Below are 15,641 nucleotides of genomic sequence, written 5' to 3'. Positions count from 1 at the left end.
CAACCTATCTTCCCCAGTCGCGTGGATACAGGAAGTCGATCCCGACGGTGCGCGGCGAGACCTTCGCGATGAGCGGCGTCCGCCGCTTGAACTGCGTCGCGCTGATGCGCCTGGTGATGCGCCGGACCATCGGACGCGCGAACCCGAGAGCCATGGCCTCCTGAGGCGACGCGCGCCGGTCGACCAGGAGATGAAGGAGCCGGTCGACCTCCACGTAGGGGGCCCCGATATCCTGCTCGTCCGATTGGCCGGGCCACAGGTCGGCGGTCGCGGTCTTGAGGACGATGTGGCCGGGCACGCCGAGGTGCAGCGCCAGCCCCCGGACCTGGGTCTTGTACAGGTCCCCGAGCGGATTGATCCCGCAGGCCAGGTCACCGAAGATCGTTCCGTACCCCAGGAGCAGCTCGGTCTTGTTGCTCGTGCCCACGACCAGCGCCCGCTCGCGGGCCGAAAGATCGTAGAGCACCGCCATCCGCTCGCGCGCCATCTTGTTGCCGCGCCGGAGCGCCGACGCCCGTCTCTGTCGCTCGAAGTAGGCGTCGATCATCGGCGTGATCGCAAGCCGCACGCTCCTCGTCCCGAGGAGGCGGACCATGAGGCGGGCGTCGCTCAGGCTGTCCGGACTCGACGTGCGGTAGGGGAGGAGGGCGCAGACGACGTTCCCGGCCCCCAGCGCCCGCACGGCCAGAGCCGCCGTGGCGGCGGAGTCGACACCGCCCGAAAGCCCCAGGACGGCGCGCGAGAATCCCGCCTTGCGGGTCTCCCGCCGGATGAAATCGGCCAGCAGCGCGGCGGCGGTCGAAGCCTCGAAGTCGAGGTCGGCCGGGATATCGAACGTCCGTTGCTCGTTTCGCGCCCTCATTGCGAGAGCCTAAGTCCGCGACGGGAGACCTGTCAACGACGCCCGCCCGCCTTTGCGTAGGGCGCGCCGGATGCGGCTTGCAGGCCCGCTGTGCGGCCGGTATAATCCGCGGGTCGGAACGATGGACGGGCGCAGCACCGGCATCCAAGGCGAAGGACCGAGCGATGATCCAGGCGACACAATTGCGTTCCGGCATGGCGATCCTCCACGAAGGAAACCTGTGCCGCATCCTGAGCGTCCAGCACATCACACCCGGAAACTGGCGCGGCATGGTGCAGGCCAAGCTCCGCAACTTGAAGTCCGGAAACAGCTTCGAGTACCGCTTTCGTTCGGAGGATCGCGTCGAGAAGGCGGACCTGGAGGAGCACGAGATGGAGTTCCTGTACGCCTCCGGGGACGACTTCCATTTCATGAACACCGACACCTACGACCAGGTCGCCATCACCCGGCAGGATCTCGGGCAGGTGGTCGACTACCTGGTTCCAAACACCAAGGTCCTGGTGGAGTTCTACGAGCACCGGCCCGTCGGGGTCGAACTTCCGATCACCGTCGACCTGAAGGTGGTCGAGACCCAGCCGGGGATGAAGGGGGCGACGGCCTCCAACAGCGGCAAGCCGGCCGTTCTCGAGACCGGGCTCCAGGTCAGCGTGCCGCAGTTCATCGACGTGGGTGACGTCGTGCGCATCGATACGGCCGAAGGGAAGTATCTCGAGCGGGCGAAGTGATCCGTGGGGGCCGTTCTCCGGCTGGCCCGTTTCCGCGACGGCCGCCTGACCTTCTTCGCTCTCCTCGACGACGACGGGCGGGCGCGCCCGATCCAGGGGGATCCGTTCGCAGACGATCCGTTCCTTCTTCCGGAACGCGCCGCGCGGGAGAGCGTGCCGGTCGCCGGGTGGGAGCCCCTGCCGCCGTGCGCGCCGTCGAAGATCGTCGGGGTCGGGCGCAATTACCGGGATCACATCGCCGAGCTCGGCCACGACGCACCCGAAAAGCCGCTGCTCTTCCTGAAACCGCCGTCGTCCATCCTGCCGACGGGCGGAACCATTCTCCTGCCCGCGGCCGGCGGACGCGTCGATTTCGAAGGTGAGCTGGGCGTCGTCATCGGTCGCAGGGCACGGCACGTTCCGGCATCGCGCGCGCTCGACTACGTGCTCGGATACACGTGCGTCAACGACGTCACCGCCCGGGATCTCCAGAAGTCGGATGTCCAGTTCACAAGGGCCAAGGGGTTCGACACGTTCTGCCCCTGCGGGCCGGTCATCGCCATCGGCCTGCGCCCGGACGATCTGGCCGTGGAGACGTTCGTCAACGGCCGGCGGCGCCAGTCGTCCCCGGTATCCCGCATGATCTTCGGCGTCGCCGAGCTCGTTTGCTTCGTGTCCGGAGTCATGACTCTCCTGCCCGGAGATCTCCTCGCCACCGGGACCCCCGAAGGCGTGGGGCCCCTCCACCCGGATGATGAAGTGACCGTATCCATCGATCGGATCGGACGTCTCACCAACAGGGTGGAGGCGGATCGGTCGGCCCCATGAGCCACGGCGCGGGGACCGCGGACGCGTCCCCCGGCCAGGAGAAGAACACGGTGGCGTCCTTGGGCACCGACGCTCCCGTCGGGGCGCGCCCCTGGGTCCGGGAAGCGAGGGCGTGAGGCGCGCCGCCGCGATCGCCGCCGCGATCCTGCTCATCGGCGCGCTGTATCTCCTGGCGGGCAGGCGCGCCGCGGGCGAAGCCGGCCTGCCCCTCGACGATGCCTGGATACACGCCCGCCTCGCCCGGAGCCTGGCCCAGGGCCGGGGGTTCGGTTTCAATCCAGGAGAGCATTCGGCTGCGTCCAGCGCTCCCCTCTGGACCCTGCTCCTCGCCGTGCCGGCCGCAGCCGGCCTGCCGTTTCCGTGGGCGGCCTACCTGGTCGGCATCGGGACGACGGCGGCCCTGGCGGCGGTCGCTTATCGACTTGCCGCGAGGGTCACGAGTGACCGCGAGGCGGGGCTCCTGTGCGGCCTCCTGATTGTGGGGACCCATCCCTTCCCCTGGGCGGGCCTGTCCGGGATGGAAACGAATCTCGCCGCCACCCTCGTCCTGGGAACCATCCTCGCGGCGTTCGACGGTCGGACCCGCGCATCTCTTGGGTTCGCGGCCGCCGCCGGGATGGTACGGCCCGAGCTCGCGGCGCTGCCGACGTTCGTTCTGGTGGACTCGCTGCTCCGGATGCGTCCGTTCTCGAAGGCCGCGGCGCTTGGGTCGACGCTGGGTTGCGCGGGGGCGTCGTTCGCCCCGTTCCTGCTCGATCGGATGCTCACCGGGCTGTGGCTTCCCGGCTCGTTCCAGGCGAAGGTCGGCCGCCATGGCGTCCTGTCGGCGGTGCTCGAGGGGCGGACGGACCTGGTGCCGGGTATCGTGGTTTCGAATCCCTCTCTTTATCTCGTCCCGCTCCTCGCGGCGCTGCTGCGTGACAATGGGGCGCTCCTCCTTCTCGCGCCGATCGGGTTCCGGCGCTTCCTGGAGCGGCGGCCCGGCACGCACCTGCCCTGGATGATCGGGCTTCTGCTGCCCTCCGTGATGGCGATCGCGGCCCCCTTTGGGGGGCCCCTGTTCCACGAGCAGCGTTACATCGCTCCGATCGTCGCCACGATGGTCGTCTCGGGCGGCATCGGTCTGTTCGCCCTCCCGGGACGCCTGTCGGGGCGGGGCATCAGGCGCGCGACCATCGGGGTCATCGTGGCGCTCTCCGCCTGGGGGACCTGGACCGGAATGGACCGCTACGCGAGGGAAGTGAAGAATATCACCGACATGCAGATGCACATCGGGCGCTGGCTCAGGGAGAGGCCCGGAGGACCGGGCACGATCGCCACCAACGACATCGGCGCCATCGGCTACGCCACGGAGGCGCCGATCCTCGACCTGACCGGTCTCGCTTCGCCGGAGATCATTCCCTATCTGCGGCCGGCGATCCCCGCCGCGGCGGGCCGCGGCTGGAACGGGGCCAGCGAGGCCGGTCTTCTCGAGTTCCTGCGGGCGCGCAAACCCGATTACGTCGTCCTCTTCCCGTCCTGGTATCCCAGCCGCTTCTTCCAGGACGCCCTCGGCGAGGCGATCCTTCGTGTGGACCTCGAAGACAACCTGATCTGCGGAGACCGGACGATGATCGTGTACTGTCCCGGCTGGGGAGCGGGGGTGCCCTGGAAGGACGCGACTTCAGGAGACTGACGCGGCCGCCCGCTCCCGGTCGATCGACAGGAAGCCCGGGGCCAGGCGGCGCACCCGGGACCGGGTCTGAGGATCGCCGGGGTCGAGCAGGTGGGCGCGGACGAAGGACGCGGCGGCCTCATCACGACGCCTCATCCTGAGCAGGGCGCCGCCGAGGAGGCTGTGCGCCAGGTGGAAGGCCGGCGCGATCTCGGCGGCCGCCCGGAAGTGCCCGGAGGCCTCCGCCAGTTTCCTCCGGCGCAGAGACAGGGTTCCGAGGCGCATGCGTGCCCACAGGGAGCGCGGGTTGTCGCGCAGGATCGCCAGGTACTCCGCTCCCGCCCGGCCCCAGGCGCCGCGGCGCTGCCAGTATTCCCCGGCCGAAAGACGCAGGGCGTAGCAGTCGCCCACGACGGCGCGCTGTCGATCGAAATCGTCCGGGCCGTAGGCCGCCTGGCGCCCCGTCCGCCGCAGCGCGGCCGCCAGCGTTCGCACCGAGCGACGGGTCCAGGGGTCCTCGCGGACGTAGTACGCCTCGCCCCGCTCCCGCGCCCAGTAGTCGTCCCCCAGTCCGAAGCGGGTCTTCGCCTCCTCGTACAGCGCCGTGCCCGGGTAGACGGTCATGGGTGAGACCAGGCCGTCGTGCGGGCGGATCTCCTCGATGAGCCGGAGTGTGGCGGCGAGATCGTCGTCGGTCTCCGAGTCGATCCCGGTGATCAGGTAGATCGACAGACCGAGCCCGACGCGGCGCGTCGCCAGGGCCGCGGCCCGCACCTGCTCGAGGGTGATCCCCTTGTTGAGCCTCTCGAGCATCCGCGGCGAACCCGATTCCACGCCGTACTGGATGTGCGTGCACCCCGCGCGCCGCATCCAGACCAGGCGCTCCTCGTCCACGGCGTTCACACGCGACTGGCAGTCCCACAGCAGATCGATCTTCTGCTCGATGAGCATCCTGCAGAAGTCGACGACGCGCTTCTTGTGGACCGTGAACGTGTCGTCACGCACGGAGACGTACACGACACCGTGCCGCTCGCGCAGCAGGCGCACCTCCTCGACCATGCTCGCGGCCGATCGGAATCGCAGGCCGCGGCCCCAGAAATCGGGGGAGGAGCAGAAGGTGCAGGCCGCCGGGCAGCCGCGCGACGTGATGATGAACTCGAACTGAGTCACCGGATCCACGCCGATCGTGGCCGGATCTACGGCGGGATGCGGCAGCCGATCGAGGTCGGCGATGACCGGCCTGTCGGGTGTGTCGAGGCATTCCTTCCCCGGGGTTGCGGTCGGCAGGGCGCACGTGGGGACATCCGGCTTCCCGTCTGCTTTGTCCGGAGATCGGAAGGTGATGCCGGGTATCCCGGTCAGGCGAGGGTTCGGGTCCCCGCGCTCGCGCGCCCGCACCAGGTCGAGCATCGTCTCCTCCCCTTCGCCGCGCACCACCACGTCGATCTGCGGATAGCCCAGGAGGAGATGATGCGGCAGGTGGGTGGCGTGCGGCCCGCCCGCCACGATGAAGCATGAGGGAACGGCCTTGCGCGCCAGCGCGGCCAGCCGCATCGCCTCGTGGCGGTTGAAGGTGAACACCGAGACTCCGAGGACATCCGGACGCTCCTCCTTCAGGAAGCGCTCGGTCCTCTTCCAGGACCAGGCGCTGCAGTTGAGGATCCGGGAGTCGTAGCCGCGGGAGCGCAGGAGGGCGTTGATGTATCCCAGGCCCAGGGGAGTGAAGCGCGAATAGAACTCCATTCTCCCGAGATCGTGACACCGGTAGGCGAGGACGATCTTCACGCGGTCCTCCGCGGCCGGCCCGGCGCCGGAAGCGTCAGCAGCCTCTCGATCTCGCGAGCCAGGACCGGCAGGCGCTCGTCGCGCAGCAGGGGATAGAACGTGCGCGCCCGGCGCAGGGTGGAGCGCTCGAGGTCGCAGACCACCAGCCCGTCCTCGAGACTCGGTCCCTCGGCGAGACACTCGCCGAGCGGATCGATGACGCACGAGCCACCCGCGAAGTTCACCCCGTCCTCGAAACCCACGCGGTTGACGTACGCGACGAACAGGGTCTGCATCTGAGCCGTCACCCTCGCCAGGTTCCTCCAGGTCGCCTGACCGATCGAGCCACCCTGCCTCCCGATCGCCTCGGTGGGTCCGGCCGACAGCACCAGCAGGCAATCCGCGCCGTCCTGCGCGAGGACCAGCGCGGAGGAGGGGTGCCAGAAGTCTTCGCAGATGAGCATTCCCATCCGGCCGAACGGCGTGGGAAACGCCTCGATGCGGTCGCCGGCGGCGAAGAATCGTCCCTCGTCGAACATGCCGTAGGTCGGCAAGTAGACTTTGCGATGGACGTGGCGCACCCGCCCGCCGGCGAGGAACAGGGCGCTGTTGTGAAAGCGATGACCCGTGGATTCCTCGACCAGTCCGACGACCATCGCGATCCGCCGGCTCGTCTCGAGCAGCGGCCGGATGGGCTCCGGTCGATCGAGGGACACCGCCACGTCGGCCACCAGGTCCTGGAGCAGATATCCCGTCAGGCTGAGCTCTGGAAAGACGAGCAGATCGGCCCCCCTGGAAATCGCCTGCCTTGCCCACGCGACGTGCCGCGACATGTTCGCTTCGACGTCACCGAGGATCGGCTCCATCTGCGCCAGGGCGATGCGCGCCCGTGCGCTCGAACCGCGTCGTGCGCTTCGCCGCGCCATGCCATTTCCTCCGCCTCGAGCTTAGCGTGAAGGTGCGGATCGTAGCACAGGGGGGTCCGGGAAACAATGCAAGTGTCCCATTTTCTTTACTTTGGCCACGCCATCTGTTAGGATGACTGGGCTTTTTGCATCTCGTTCGATGGGCCGGGAGCGCGATGATCCGCAGACCCGCCGTGGCCGGGCAGTTCTATCCGGCCGACCCGCAGAGTCTCAAAAACGAACTGGTCACCCTGACGCAGGGCAAGTTTCCTCCCGCGGAGCCGCGCGGTGTGGCTTTGATGGTCCCGCACGCCGGATACATGTACTCGGGCCGCGTGGCGGGGGAGACATACACGGCCGCGCGGCTGGCCCGACGGGTCCTCATCCTCTGCCCGAATCACACGGGAGAGGGCGAGGCGCTGGCGATCAACGACGAGGGGGAATGGGACACTCCGCTCGGACCCGTGCCCGTCGATTCATCCCTGGCGCGGGGTGTTCTCGAGGGCTGCCGTGAGGTGCGTGTCGACTCGGCGGCGCATCGACGCGAGCACTCTCTCGAAGTCCATCTGCCATTCCTGCAGTACCTGGTGGGGAACGTCACGTTCGTGCCGGTGTGCGTCGGGACCCACCATCTCGAAACCCTCCTCGACCTCGGGAGGGGGCTTGCGTCCGCGATCGAGGGGGCGGGCGGGGACGTCCTGCTGATCGTCAGCAGCGACATGTCCCACTATGTGCCGGCGACCGTGGCTGCGCGGCAGGATCATAAGGCGATCGAGCGTGTCCTGGCCCTCGATCCCGAGGGACTGCACCGCGTCGTCCTGGAGGAGGACATCAGCATGTGCGGGGTCGCCCCCGCGGTCGCGGGGCTGGAAGCGGCGCGCCGCATCGGAGCCCGGGAGGCGCGTCTCGTCGCCTATTCCCATTCGGGAGAGACGACCGGGGATCACCGCTCGGTCGTCGGCTACGCCGGCGTCGCCGTCACCTGATCGCATGCCCGCCCCCCCCAAGATCGCCATCGGGCTCCTTCTCGCGGCTACCCTCTGCGGGGCCGCCGTCGCGCGGCAGGAACCCTCCGCCACCCCCACCCCGGCGCCACCCGAGCGGCAGCGGAAGTTCGTGGGGGAGGGACCGGGCGGCAAGGCCCTCGAGATCGCCGCCGGCCCGGGCTCGATCATCGGGAAGGACGAGCTCATCCTCAAGGAATACGTCGACATCAAGTACGGTGATACCCGGCTGCAGGCGGACTACGTCCGCTATCTGCCGTCCACCAAGGATGTGACGGCTCTGGGCAACGTCATCCTCGACCAGGGGACGTCGCGGCTGACCGCCGAACGACTCACGTACAACCTGGACACTGAAACGGGAGTCTTCTACACGGCCCGGGGGTACGCGGAGCCGTCGTACTACTTCGAGGCCGACCGGGTCGAGAAGATCTCCAAGGACGAGATGGTCCTGTACGACGCGACCTTCACGGCCTGCACCCAGCCGGTGCCTTACTGGAGCTTCAAGATCGAACGGGCGCTGATCCGGCAGGACAATTACGCCTACCTGCACAATCCGAGGTTCAAGATAGGGCACGTCATCGTGTTCTACTCGCCGTACCTCGTCTGGCCGGTGAAATCGGACCGCGCCTCCGGTCTGCTGTTCCCCGAGTTCGGGTTTTCGCGTCGCTCGGGCACCATCCTCAGCAACGCCCTCTACTGGGCCATCCGCCGCAACATGGACGCGACCCTCTATCTCGATTACATGTCGCTGGCGGGGCTCGGCACGGGACTGGAATACCGCTACATGCCGAGCGAGAACGGCCGCGGCTACTTCACCGGTTACTTCATCCGCGACCAGATCGCCAAAGAGGAGGACATCCAGGGGATTCCCACCAATCGCTGGGTGATCAATTACGGTCACAACCAGGTCTTCGGCCAGGGCTGGAAGCTGGTCGCGACCGCCAACTTCATCAGCGATTTCGACTACTATCGGGATTTCGAGCGGGACCTGCGCCTCTCCACCAACCCCCAGGCGGTGAGCAACCTCTTCATGACCCGGACCTGGGGGTTCTATTCACTCAACCTCCGGAGCGAGCGCCGGGAACAGCTGGTCAACGTGGCGGTCGACCCCGCGTTCGACGGACCGTTCTCCCAGACGCAGGAGGAGACGATCACGCGCTGGATCCAGCCGGGGATCGAGCTCCGCGGTCGCCGGCAGCGGCTCGGCACCCTGCCCTTCTTCCTCACTCTCGAGTCGTCGGCGGATCTCTTCGACAAAGGGACCCCGGGCACGGGCTATGGTCGGTTCGATGTATTCCCGGTGCTGTCGTCGCAGCTTTCGCCAGTGCCCTGGCTCGACGTGAACGCGAGCTTCGGCGTCCGCGATACTTATTACACCAAGAGCCAGCGCGGCGACCTCGGCTGCGACAACATCCCGAACACGGGGGACTTCGGCGAGGGGAACGGGATCGTCGACTCGGAGCGCGACCAGAACCTGAACGGCGTGTTCGACGCCGCGGATGATCTCGGTTGCGACAATCTTCCCGGGACTCTCGACTTCGGCGAAGGAAACAACGTCTTCGATCACGAGAACACGATCATCAGCGATCAGCCGTTCGACCGGCGCATCTACCAGGGGGGGCTGACGCTGATCGGGCCGAAGCTCAGCCGCGTCTTCGACCGTCCGAACTCGAAATTCTCGCCGCAGTACAAGAACACCATCGAGCCGCAGATCACCTACACCTACCTGTCGAGGGTCGCCGATCCGGATCGGGTGATCCCGTTCGACCAGATCGACGCCATCGGGGGCAACGCCAATCTGGCGACGTACGCGGTCGTGAGCAGGCTGTTCGCCAAGCGTCCGATCAGCGGGACGGAGCAGATGAGCGCCCTGTACGGTCCCGCGAATTCGACCTTCGTCGGGGGCGGCCGCATCGATCCGTACGCCAAGACCCGGGAGCTCCTGCAGCGCAAGCAGCAGGAGCAGCAGCAGGCGGGCGGCGGGAGCCAGGCGTCGAAGGAGGAAGACGAAGAGAAGAAACGCCTGAGCACCGTCGAGATCGCATCGCTCGAGATCAGCCAGGACTATTCTTTCCTCGGGCCTCTCAGCGTGTCGTCGGCGCTGGGGTCGGCGTTCACGCCGCTGCAGAGCAACTTCGGGCCGGTGCAGGCCACGCTGCGCGTCAACCCGTCCCTGCACACGAGCGTCGACATGCGCAGCTCGTATGATATTCTCTTCCGCCAGATCCGCGAGGCGAGCCTCAGCGCCAACCTGCGCAGCCTCAAGCGCGGGTTCCTCGATGTGACCTGGTCCAGCATCCGGGACCTCGAATCGCGCGCCCTGTTCGAGCAGGGGCAGGGTTTCGCGCAGCCGTTCAACCGCAGCCAGATCGGTGTGCAGGGAGAAACGAGCTTCTGGGGCCGCAAGCTTCTCCTCGGCGTGCAGACGAACTATGAACTGGGAGACATTCAGGCGGGCGAGCCTCGCCTGCGCGACCAGCGCTACCGGTTCGGCTACAACACGCAGTGCTGCGGGTTCCAGCTCGAGGTCCTCAACCGCAATTTCGTCGGCTCCAGCCAGCGTGAGTTCCGCTTCCTGATCAATCTCAAGGGTGTGGGGAACGTGATCGATTTCCAGTCGGGTTCGGCGGGCGCGCTGCCGGGGACGTTCCCGGGGATCGCGCCGTGAGCGCCGACCGTGCGCTCGTGCGCCTGGTCCTCGGCGCGGGCGGGATGCTGGGGAGAGCCGTCACCGAAGCGCTGGAGGAGGCGTATCCCGGCACGATCGCCGCGACCCGTGCCGAGGCCGATGTGACGGACGGCTTCCGGCTGGAAGCCGAAGTCGAGAGACTTCGGCCGGACGTGGTCATCAACTGCGCGGCGTACACCGACGTCGACGGCTGCGAGATCGACCGGGACCGCGCGCGGCGTGTGAACGCGGAGGGGGCCGGGAACGTCGCGATGGCGGCCGCCGCGACCGGCTCCCGGGTCGTCCAGGTGAGCACCGACTTCGTATTCGACGGCCGCCGCGGCGTTCCCTACACCGAAGACGATCCACCGGCTCCCCTGTCGGAGTATGGCCGCAGCAAGCTGGACGGGGAGCGGCGTGTCGCGGCGGCGACATCCGAGCACCTGATCGTGCGGACGTCCTGGCTGTATGGCCTCGGGCGTAGCAACTTCGTGGACTCCATCCGGACGCGCGCCGCGAACGGCGGCACGCTCCGTGTCGTGAACGACCAGTTCGGCTCGCCGACGTACGCGGTGGACCTCGCGCGCGCTCTCCTCCTCCTGATCGACCGCAACGCCAGGGGCCTGGTTCATTTCGCCAACGCGGGCGTCTGCTCGCGATACGATCTGGCGCGGGAGATCCTCGCCGCCGGCGGGTCCGGTACCGGCGAGCTCAAGGCGATCACGACCGGGGAGGCCGGGCGGATCGCCGTCCGGCCGGCCTATTCCGCGCTCGACACCTCGCTCTACAGCCGCCTGACGGGGCAAAGCCCGCGCGCCTGGCAGGAGGCGCTCCGCGACTACCTGGCCGCGGAACCGCGGCGCTCGGGGGGTCCATGAGGGTCCTGATCACCGGTGCGACCGGTTATCTCGGTGCCCACGTCGCCGCGCGTCTCGTATCGGCGGGTCATGCCGTCAGGGCGCTCGTGCGACCGGGCCGCGGGGCGAGCGTGCCGGCCGGCTGCGTTCCGGTCGAAGGCGACATCCTGGAGCCCGCATCCCTCGACCGGGCGCTCGACGGGTGCGACGCGCTCGTGCACATGGCCGCGCTCGTCAAGATGTGGGTGCGGGATCGGCGCGAGTTCGACCGCGTGAACGTGGAGGGGGTCGCGGCGGTCCTGCGCGCCGCGGAACAACGGCACGTGCGGCGCATGCTCTACACTTCGACGATTGGGGCGCTTGGACCGACCGGCCCGGATCCCCGCGACGAGTCCTTCGAGCGCGACGAGTTCCGCTTCCGCACGGAGTACGAGCGCACCAAGTGGGTCGCCGATCGCCTGGTGCGCGATCGGGTGCGGGAGGGGCTCCCGGTGACGACGGTCTATCCCGGGGTGGTCTATGGCCCAGGGGCCATGACGCAGGGGAACCTGCTCGGCCGGGTGTTCATGGATTACCTCGGCGGTCGGCTGAAGGCCCGCCTCGGAGGCGCCCCGGCCCGCATCTGTTACGCCTATGCCGACGACGTCGCCGAGGGTCACAGGCTCGCGCTGGAAAAGGGAGCACCCGGGAGAGGCTACATCCTGGGAGGGGAGAACGTCAGCCAGGACGAGCTGTTCGCCCTGCTGCACGCGCTGACCGGACGGCGCCCTCCGCGCCTCGCGATCCCCTTCTGGGCGGCCGAGACCGCCGGCCGCCTGCTGCGGGCCTGGGCACGTCTGACGGACCGGCCGCCGGACATCACGGACGGGGCCATCGCGACCTTTCGTCACTCCTGGGTCTACTCGAGCGAGCGCGCGGTCCGCGAGCTGGGCTACCAGATCACGCCGCTGCGCGAGGGTCTCCGGAGCACGATCGAAGCGCTGCGTTCCGGTTCGGTCTCCCCGGAAGCGTCGGCGCGGCAGGGGCGATGACGGCACAGGGTGAGACGGCGCGCAGGGTCGTGCATTTCGCCATGGGGGGGCTGGCCTTCCTGCTTCCCTATCTCACTCCCATGCAGGCCGCCTGCGCCGCCGGAGCGGCGGTCCTCTTCAACCTGTTCCTCCTGCCGCATGTCGGTCCCTCGCTGTTCAGGCGCGGCGAGCGCGAGTCTCCCTGGCGTTCCGGTGTCGTCATCTATCCGGCGACGGTCCTCCTGCTCGTGCTTCTCTTCCACCGCCACATGGAGATTGCGGGCGCGGCGTGGGCGATCCTGGCGGCGGGGGACAGCGCCGCGGGCTGGATCGGCCGCCGCTTCGGCCGCACGCCGATCCCCTGGAATCGATCCAAGACGATGGAGGGGTCGTGCGCGTTCGCCGTCGCGGCCTTCGCCTTCTCCTGGGCGGTCCTCGTCTGGATGGGGCGGAGACCGCTGGAGGCGGCTCTCCTCGCGGCGACGGCGTCGGTGTTCGCCGCCTTCATGGAGTCGCTCCCGTGGCGTCTGGACGACAATCTCACGGTGCCGATCCTGTCGGCCGTTTTCCTGGCCGGCCTGGAGCGGGTCGAGCTCGAGCGTCTGGTCCAGGCGGCCCCCGCGTTGTGGCGGTCGCTTCTCCTGGGTGTCGTGTGCAACCTCATCCTGGCCCTCGTGTTCCGTGGAAGCGGCGCGGTCGACCGATCGGGGATGATCGCCGGCTTCCTGGTCGGCGTTCTGACGTTCACGTTCGCCTCCTGGAGAGGATTTCTGGTCCTGATCGCCTTCTTCGTCCTCGGCAGCGCCTCGACGCGCCTCGGGCTGCGCCGCAAGCAGCGGCTCGGAATCGCGCAGGAGAAGAAGGGGGCGCGATCCGCGCGGCACGCCCTTGCGAACTGCGGCGTCGCCGTCTATCTGGCGTTCCTGATCGCGGCCGCCGCGTCGCCGGACGTCTTCCGTCTGGCCTTCGTCTGCGCCTACGCGACGGCCGCGTTCGACACCGTGAGCAGCGAGATCGGCCGGGCCTACGGCGGCCGCCCGGTCCTGATCACCACGCTACGGAGAGTCCCCGCCGGAACCAACGGCGGGGTGTCCTGGCTCGGCACGTGGACCGGCCTCGCCGCGTCCGCCGTCGTGTGCGGAGTCGCGGTCGCGGCGGGTTTCCTGGAGGGACGCTTCAGTGGTGTCGTGCTGGCCGCGGCGTTCATCGGATCGACGGCCGACTCGGTCCTGGGAGCCACGCTCGAGAGCCGCGGGCTCATGGACAACGAGGCGGTGAATTTCTCCAACACCCTGGTCGGCTCGCTGAGCGGGATCGGTCTCCTGGCGCTGCTCTGAACCAGGCCGCCGGGTGCCCCGCTCCCGGACGGCATCGCACGATCATGCGGGTCCCCGGGGAACTTCCGGGCGGGCCGGGCTGTCTCAGGTCGGGGGCGGTCTTCCTAATGAGCACGATGGCGCGAGCGCGTGGCAGGCTGTGGCGGATGGGCCGGGGCTCGAAGGTCGACCCGGGTGATGGGCCGGGCGCCGCGACCCCCGGGTCCGCCCCGGAGACCGGCGATGGCCGTCTGATCTCGAAGGCGACGGGAGGGGATCGCGAGGCCTTCGACCTTCTCGTCGAGCGTCACCTGCCCCGCGTCTGGGCCGTGGTCTGGCGGATCCTGCGCCACAACGAGGACACCGAGGACGTCGTGCAGGAAGTCTTCCTCGCGGCGTACCAGGGACTGGAGGGCTACCGGGGCGAGGCGAAGTTCTCGACCTGGCTGCACCGGATCGCGGTGACGCGCGCCCTGAATCACCTCGACCGCAAGGAGGAGAAGATGCGGCGCGCCTTCCGAAACCTGGAGGACGACAGCCACCTGCTCGAGGCGGCCCCCGAGGCCGCGGGCTCATGGATCATGCGGGGATCTCCGTCGCCTCTCCAGGCCCTGGAGGCCGACGATCTCATGCGACGTCTCGCGGCCTGCCTGTCGCGGCTGCCGGCGGCGTGGCGCGCGGTCCTGACGCTGCGGGACGTGGACGCCCGTTCCTATGAAGAGATCGCGGCGCTCGCCGGTCTGGCGCTCGGGACGGTCCGCTCGCGCCTGGCGCGGGCCCGCGTGGCGCTCCGACAGTGTGTCGCGGGGGAGGGTCCGTGAGCGATCGGAGGAATGTCCATCCGCGCGAGCTGCTGTCCGCCTACCTGGACGGCGAGCTCCCGCAGACCGAACGTGCCGAGGTCGAGGCGCATGTCGCCGGCTGCTCGTCCTGCGAGGCCCTCCTGGACGACTTCCGGGCGATGGCGGCGATAGCGACACGGGAGGAGCCGCCTCCGGTCCCGACCGATTTGCGGTCGCGCATCCGCCTCAAGGTCGGACTCGCGGGAGCCGGCAGGACACGGCAACGCCGGTTCCGCCTCGAGTACTCCCGCATGGGGATCGCCGCCGCCGCCGTCATCGTCCTGGCGATCGGTCTGTGGGCGACGAGATGGGACACTGCGCCCCCGCAGACACCGCTCATCGATCGACCGACGGCCCCGGATACCCTCGGCGGAAGCGAGCGCGCCGGGGTCGGGAAGGAGCCGCGGGACGAGCTGGACGAATCGTTGAAGGCGCTCGGCTATGTCGGGAATGGATCGCGGCAGAGGGACGATTCGGCTCCTTCCGCCACGGGTCGGAACAGCAGGATGCAGGAGACGGCGGCTCCGTCCGGAGCACCGGCGCCCGTGATCGCCGGGGGCGTCCGAGAAAGGGAGCCGATCGAGCGGCGACAGGCGAAGCCTGAGCGCGAGCCTGCCGCGCCTGCGGCGGGATTCGCCCCCGCCGCGGCCGGCGTCGCGGAGGGGCGTGGGGCACGCCAGGACGTGCTTGAGGATCACAAGGTGGTCGCAAGGACACAGGCGGAGGCTCCCCTGGCCTCCCCGCGGTCCGAGGCAACATCACGTGGGCAGGTCCTGCTGCTGGAGTCCACCGGGTACCGGGTGTCCGCACATCAGGACGGCACGGTGGTCCTGTCGGCCGTAGGGTACACCTGCGCGGTGCGGCAGGACGCACCATCCGTCGATCCCGATATCGCTGCGCTCTTCGCGCTGGCTTCAACCGCCGGAGAGACGGCGGGCTCCCCGTCCACGGCGCGCCGGGGCACGACTGTCGTCCGGCTGCTGAAGCCGCGAAACGCGGAGGAAGAATCTGCCGGCGAGGCCCCCGGGGTCGACCTGCCCGGCGCGCAGGGAGTCGCGATCGAGACAGGACTCCGCACACTGCTGCGGGACAAGTATCTGCCGCTCATGGAACGCCGGTGCGGGACGGTGCCGCGGATCGTCCGCTCCCCCTGAGTGCCCCCGGCCCGTCGGGCCCGCGATTTGTGCGGCGTCGGGGCGGCGAGTATCCTACGCGCGGCGCATGTGC

At 68.9% G+C, this 15,641-nt stretch carries 13 protein-coding genes; 10 read left to right on the top strand and 3 right to left on the bottom strand.

The features are described 5' to 3' along the window. Positions 1-4 precede the first annotated feature (4 nt). Positions 5-862 carry an NAD+ synthase gene (locus tag VEW47_12420; protein HYS05989.1) on the bottom strand — a complete coding sequence of 286 codons (858 nt, stop codon included), beginning with the start codon at positions 860-862 and terminating at the stop codon, positions 5-7. A gap of 164 nt (positions 863-1,026) precedes the next feature. Here VEW47_12420 and efp point away from each other — a divergent pair, with 164 nt between their 5' ends. The 3 genes from efp to VEW47_12405 all read left to right on the top strand — a co-directional run bounded on the left by efp (position 1,027) and on the right by VEW47_12405 (position 4,069). Next, positions 1,027-1,587 carry an elongation factor P gene (gene efp / locus VEW47_12415; protein HYS05988.1) on the top strand — a complete coding sequence of 187 codons (561 nt, stop codon included), beginning with the start codon at positions 1,027-1,029 and terminating at the stop codon, positions 1,585-1,587. 3 nt (positions 1,588-1,590) lie between these two features. Beyond that, positions 1,591-2,394, top strand: coding sequence for a fumarylacetoacetate hydrolase family protein (locus VEW47_12410; GenBank protein ID HYS05987.1), 804 nt, complete (start codon positions 1,591-1,593; stop codon positions 2,392-2,394). A 112-nt stretch (positions 2,395-2,506) separates the two neighbouring features. After that, positions 2,507-4,069, top strand: coding sequence for a hypothetical protein (locus tag VEW47_12405; protein ID HYS05986.1), 1,563 nt, complete (start codon positions 2,507-2,509; stop codon positions 4,067-4,069). Here VEW47_12405 and VEW47_12400 read toward each other — a convergent pair. Together VEW47_12400 and VEW47_12395 are read right to left on the bottom strand one after the other, a co-directional pair. Continuing rightward, the gene (locus VEW47_12400; GenBank protein HYS05985.1) at positions 4,058-5,833 is read right to left on the bottom strand and encodes a radical SAM protein; all 1,776 of its coding nucleotides are present in this window, start codon (positions 5,831-5,833) and stop codon (positions 4,058-4,060) included. The two genes, VEW47_12405 and VEW47_12400, sit on opposite strands and share 12 nt — an antisense overlap. Then, a complete protein-coding gene (locus VEW47_12395; protein HYS05984.1) occupies positions 5,830-6,738 on the bottom strand; it encodes a nitrilase-related carbon-nitrogen hydrolase in 909 nt (302 codons plus the stop codon). The genes VEW47_12400 and VEW47_12395 overlap by 4 nt, the downstream gene beginning before the upstream one ends. Positions 6,739-6,893: 155 nt before the next feature. Between VEW47_12395 and amrB the strand changes: the two genes are divergently transcribed. From amrB to VEW47_12360, 7 genes are all read left to right on the top strand, one after another. After that, the gene (gene amrB / locus VEW47_12390) at positions 6,894-7,703 is read left to right on the top strand and encodes an AmmeMemoRadiSam system protein B (protein HYS05983.1); all 810 of its coding nucleotides are present in this window, start codon (positions 6,894-6,896) and stop codon (positions 7,701-7,703) included. Between the two features lie 4 nt (positions 7,704-7,707). Continuing rightward, positions 7,708-10,389 (top strand): LPS assembly protein LptD, encoded by a 2,682-nt coding sequence (lptD, locus tag VEW47_12385; protein HYS05982.1) that lies wholly within the window; start codon positions 7,708-7,710, stop codon positions 10,387-10,389. Beyond that, on the top strand, positions 10,386-11,267 hold the full coding sequence (rfbD, locus tag VEW47_12380; GenBank protein ID HYS05981.1) for a dTDP-4-dehydrorhamnose reductase: 882 nt from the start codon (positions 10,386-10,388) through the stop codon (positions 11,265-11,267). The genes lptD and rfbD overlap by 4 nt, the downstream gene beginning before the upstream one ends. After that, the gene (locus VEW47_12375; GenBank protein ID HYS05980.1) at positions 11,264-12,277 is read left to right on the top strand and encodes an NAD-dependent epimerase/dehydratase family protein; all 1,014 of its coding nucleotides are present in this window, start codon (positions 11,264-11,266) and stop codon (positions 12,275-12,277) included. The genes rfbD and VEW47_12375 overlap by 4 nt, the downstream gene beginning before the upstream one ends. Then, entirely contained in the window at positions 12,274-13,593 is a 1,320-nt protein-coding gene (locus tag VEW47_12370) for a DUF92 domain-containing protein (GenBank protein ID HYS05979.1), read from the top strand. The genes VEW47_12375 and VEW47_12370 overlap by 4 nt, the downstream gene beginning before the upstream one ends. A 116-nt stretch (positions 13,594-13,709) precedes the next feature. Next, positions 13,710-14,393: a sigma-70 family RNA polymerase sigma factor gene (locus VEW47_12365; GenBank protein ID HYS05978.1), complete on the top strand. Its 684-nt coding sequence runs from the start codon at positions 13,710-13,712 to the stop codon at positions 14,391-14,393. Next, positions 14,390-15,568: an anti-sigma factor gene (locus tag VEW47_12360; protein HYS05977.1), complete on the top strand. Its 1,179-nt coding sequence runs from the start codon at positions 14,390-14,392 to the stop codon at positions 15,566-15,568. The genes VEW47_12365 and VEW47_12360 overlap by 4 nt, the downstream gene beginning before the upstream one ends. The last annotated feature ends 73 nt before the right edge of the window (positions 15,569-15,641 follow it).

Source organism: Candidatus Dormiibacterota bacterium (genome assembly GCA_035635555.1).
Taxonomy (GTDB): Bacteria; Acidobacteriota; Polarisedimenticolia; order Gp22-AA2; family Gp22-AA2; genus Gp22-AA3.
The sequence above is the reverse complement of the archived record's forward strand: the minus strand, read 5'-3'. Positions and strand labels throughout refer to the sequence as shown.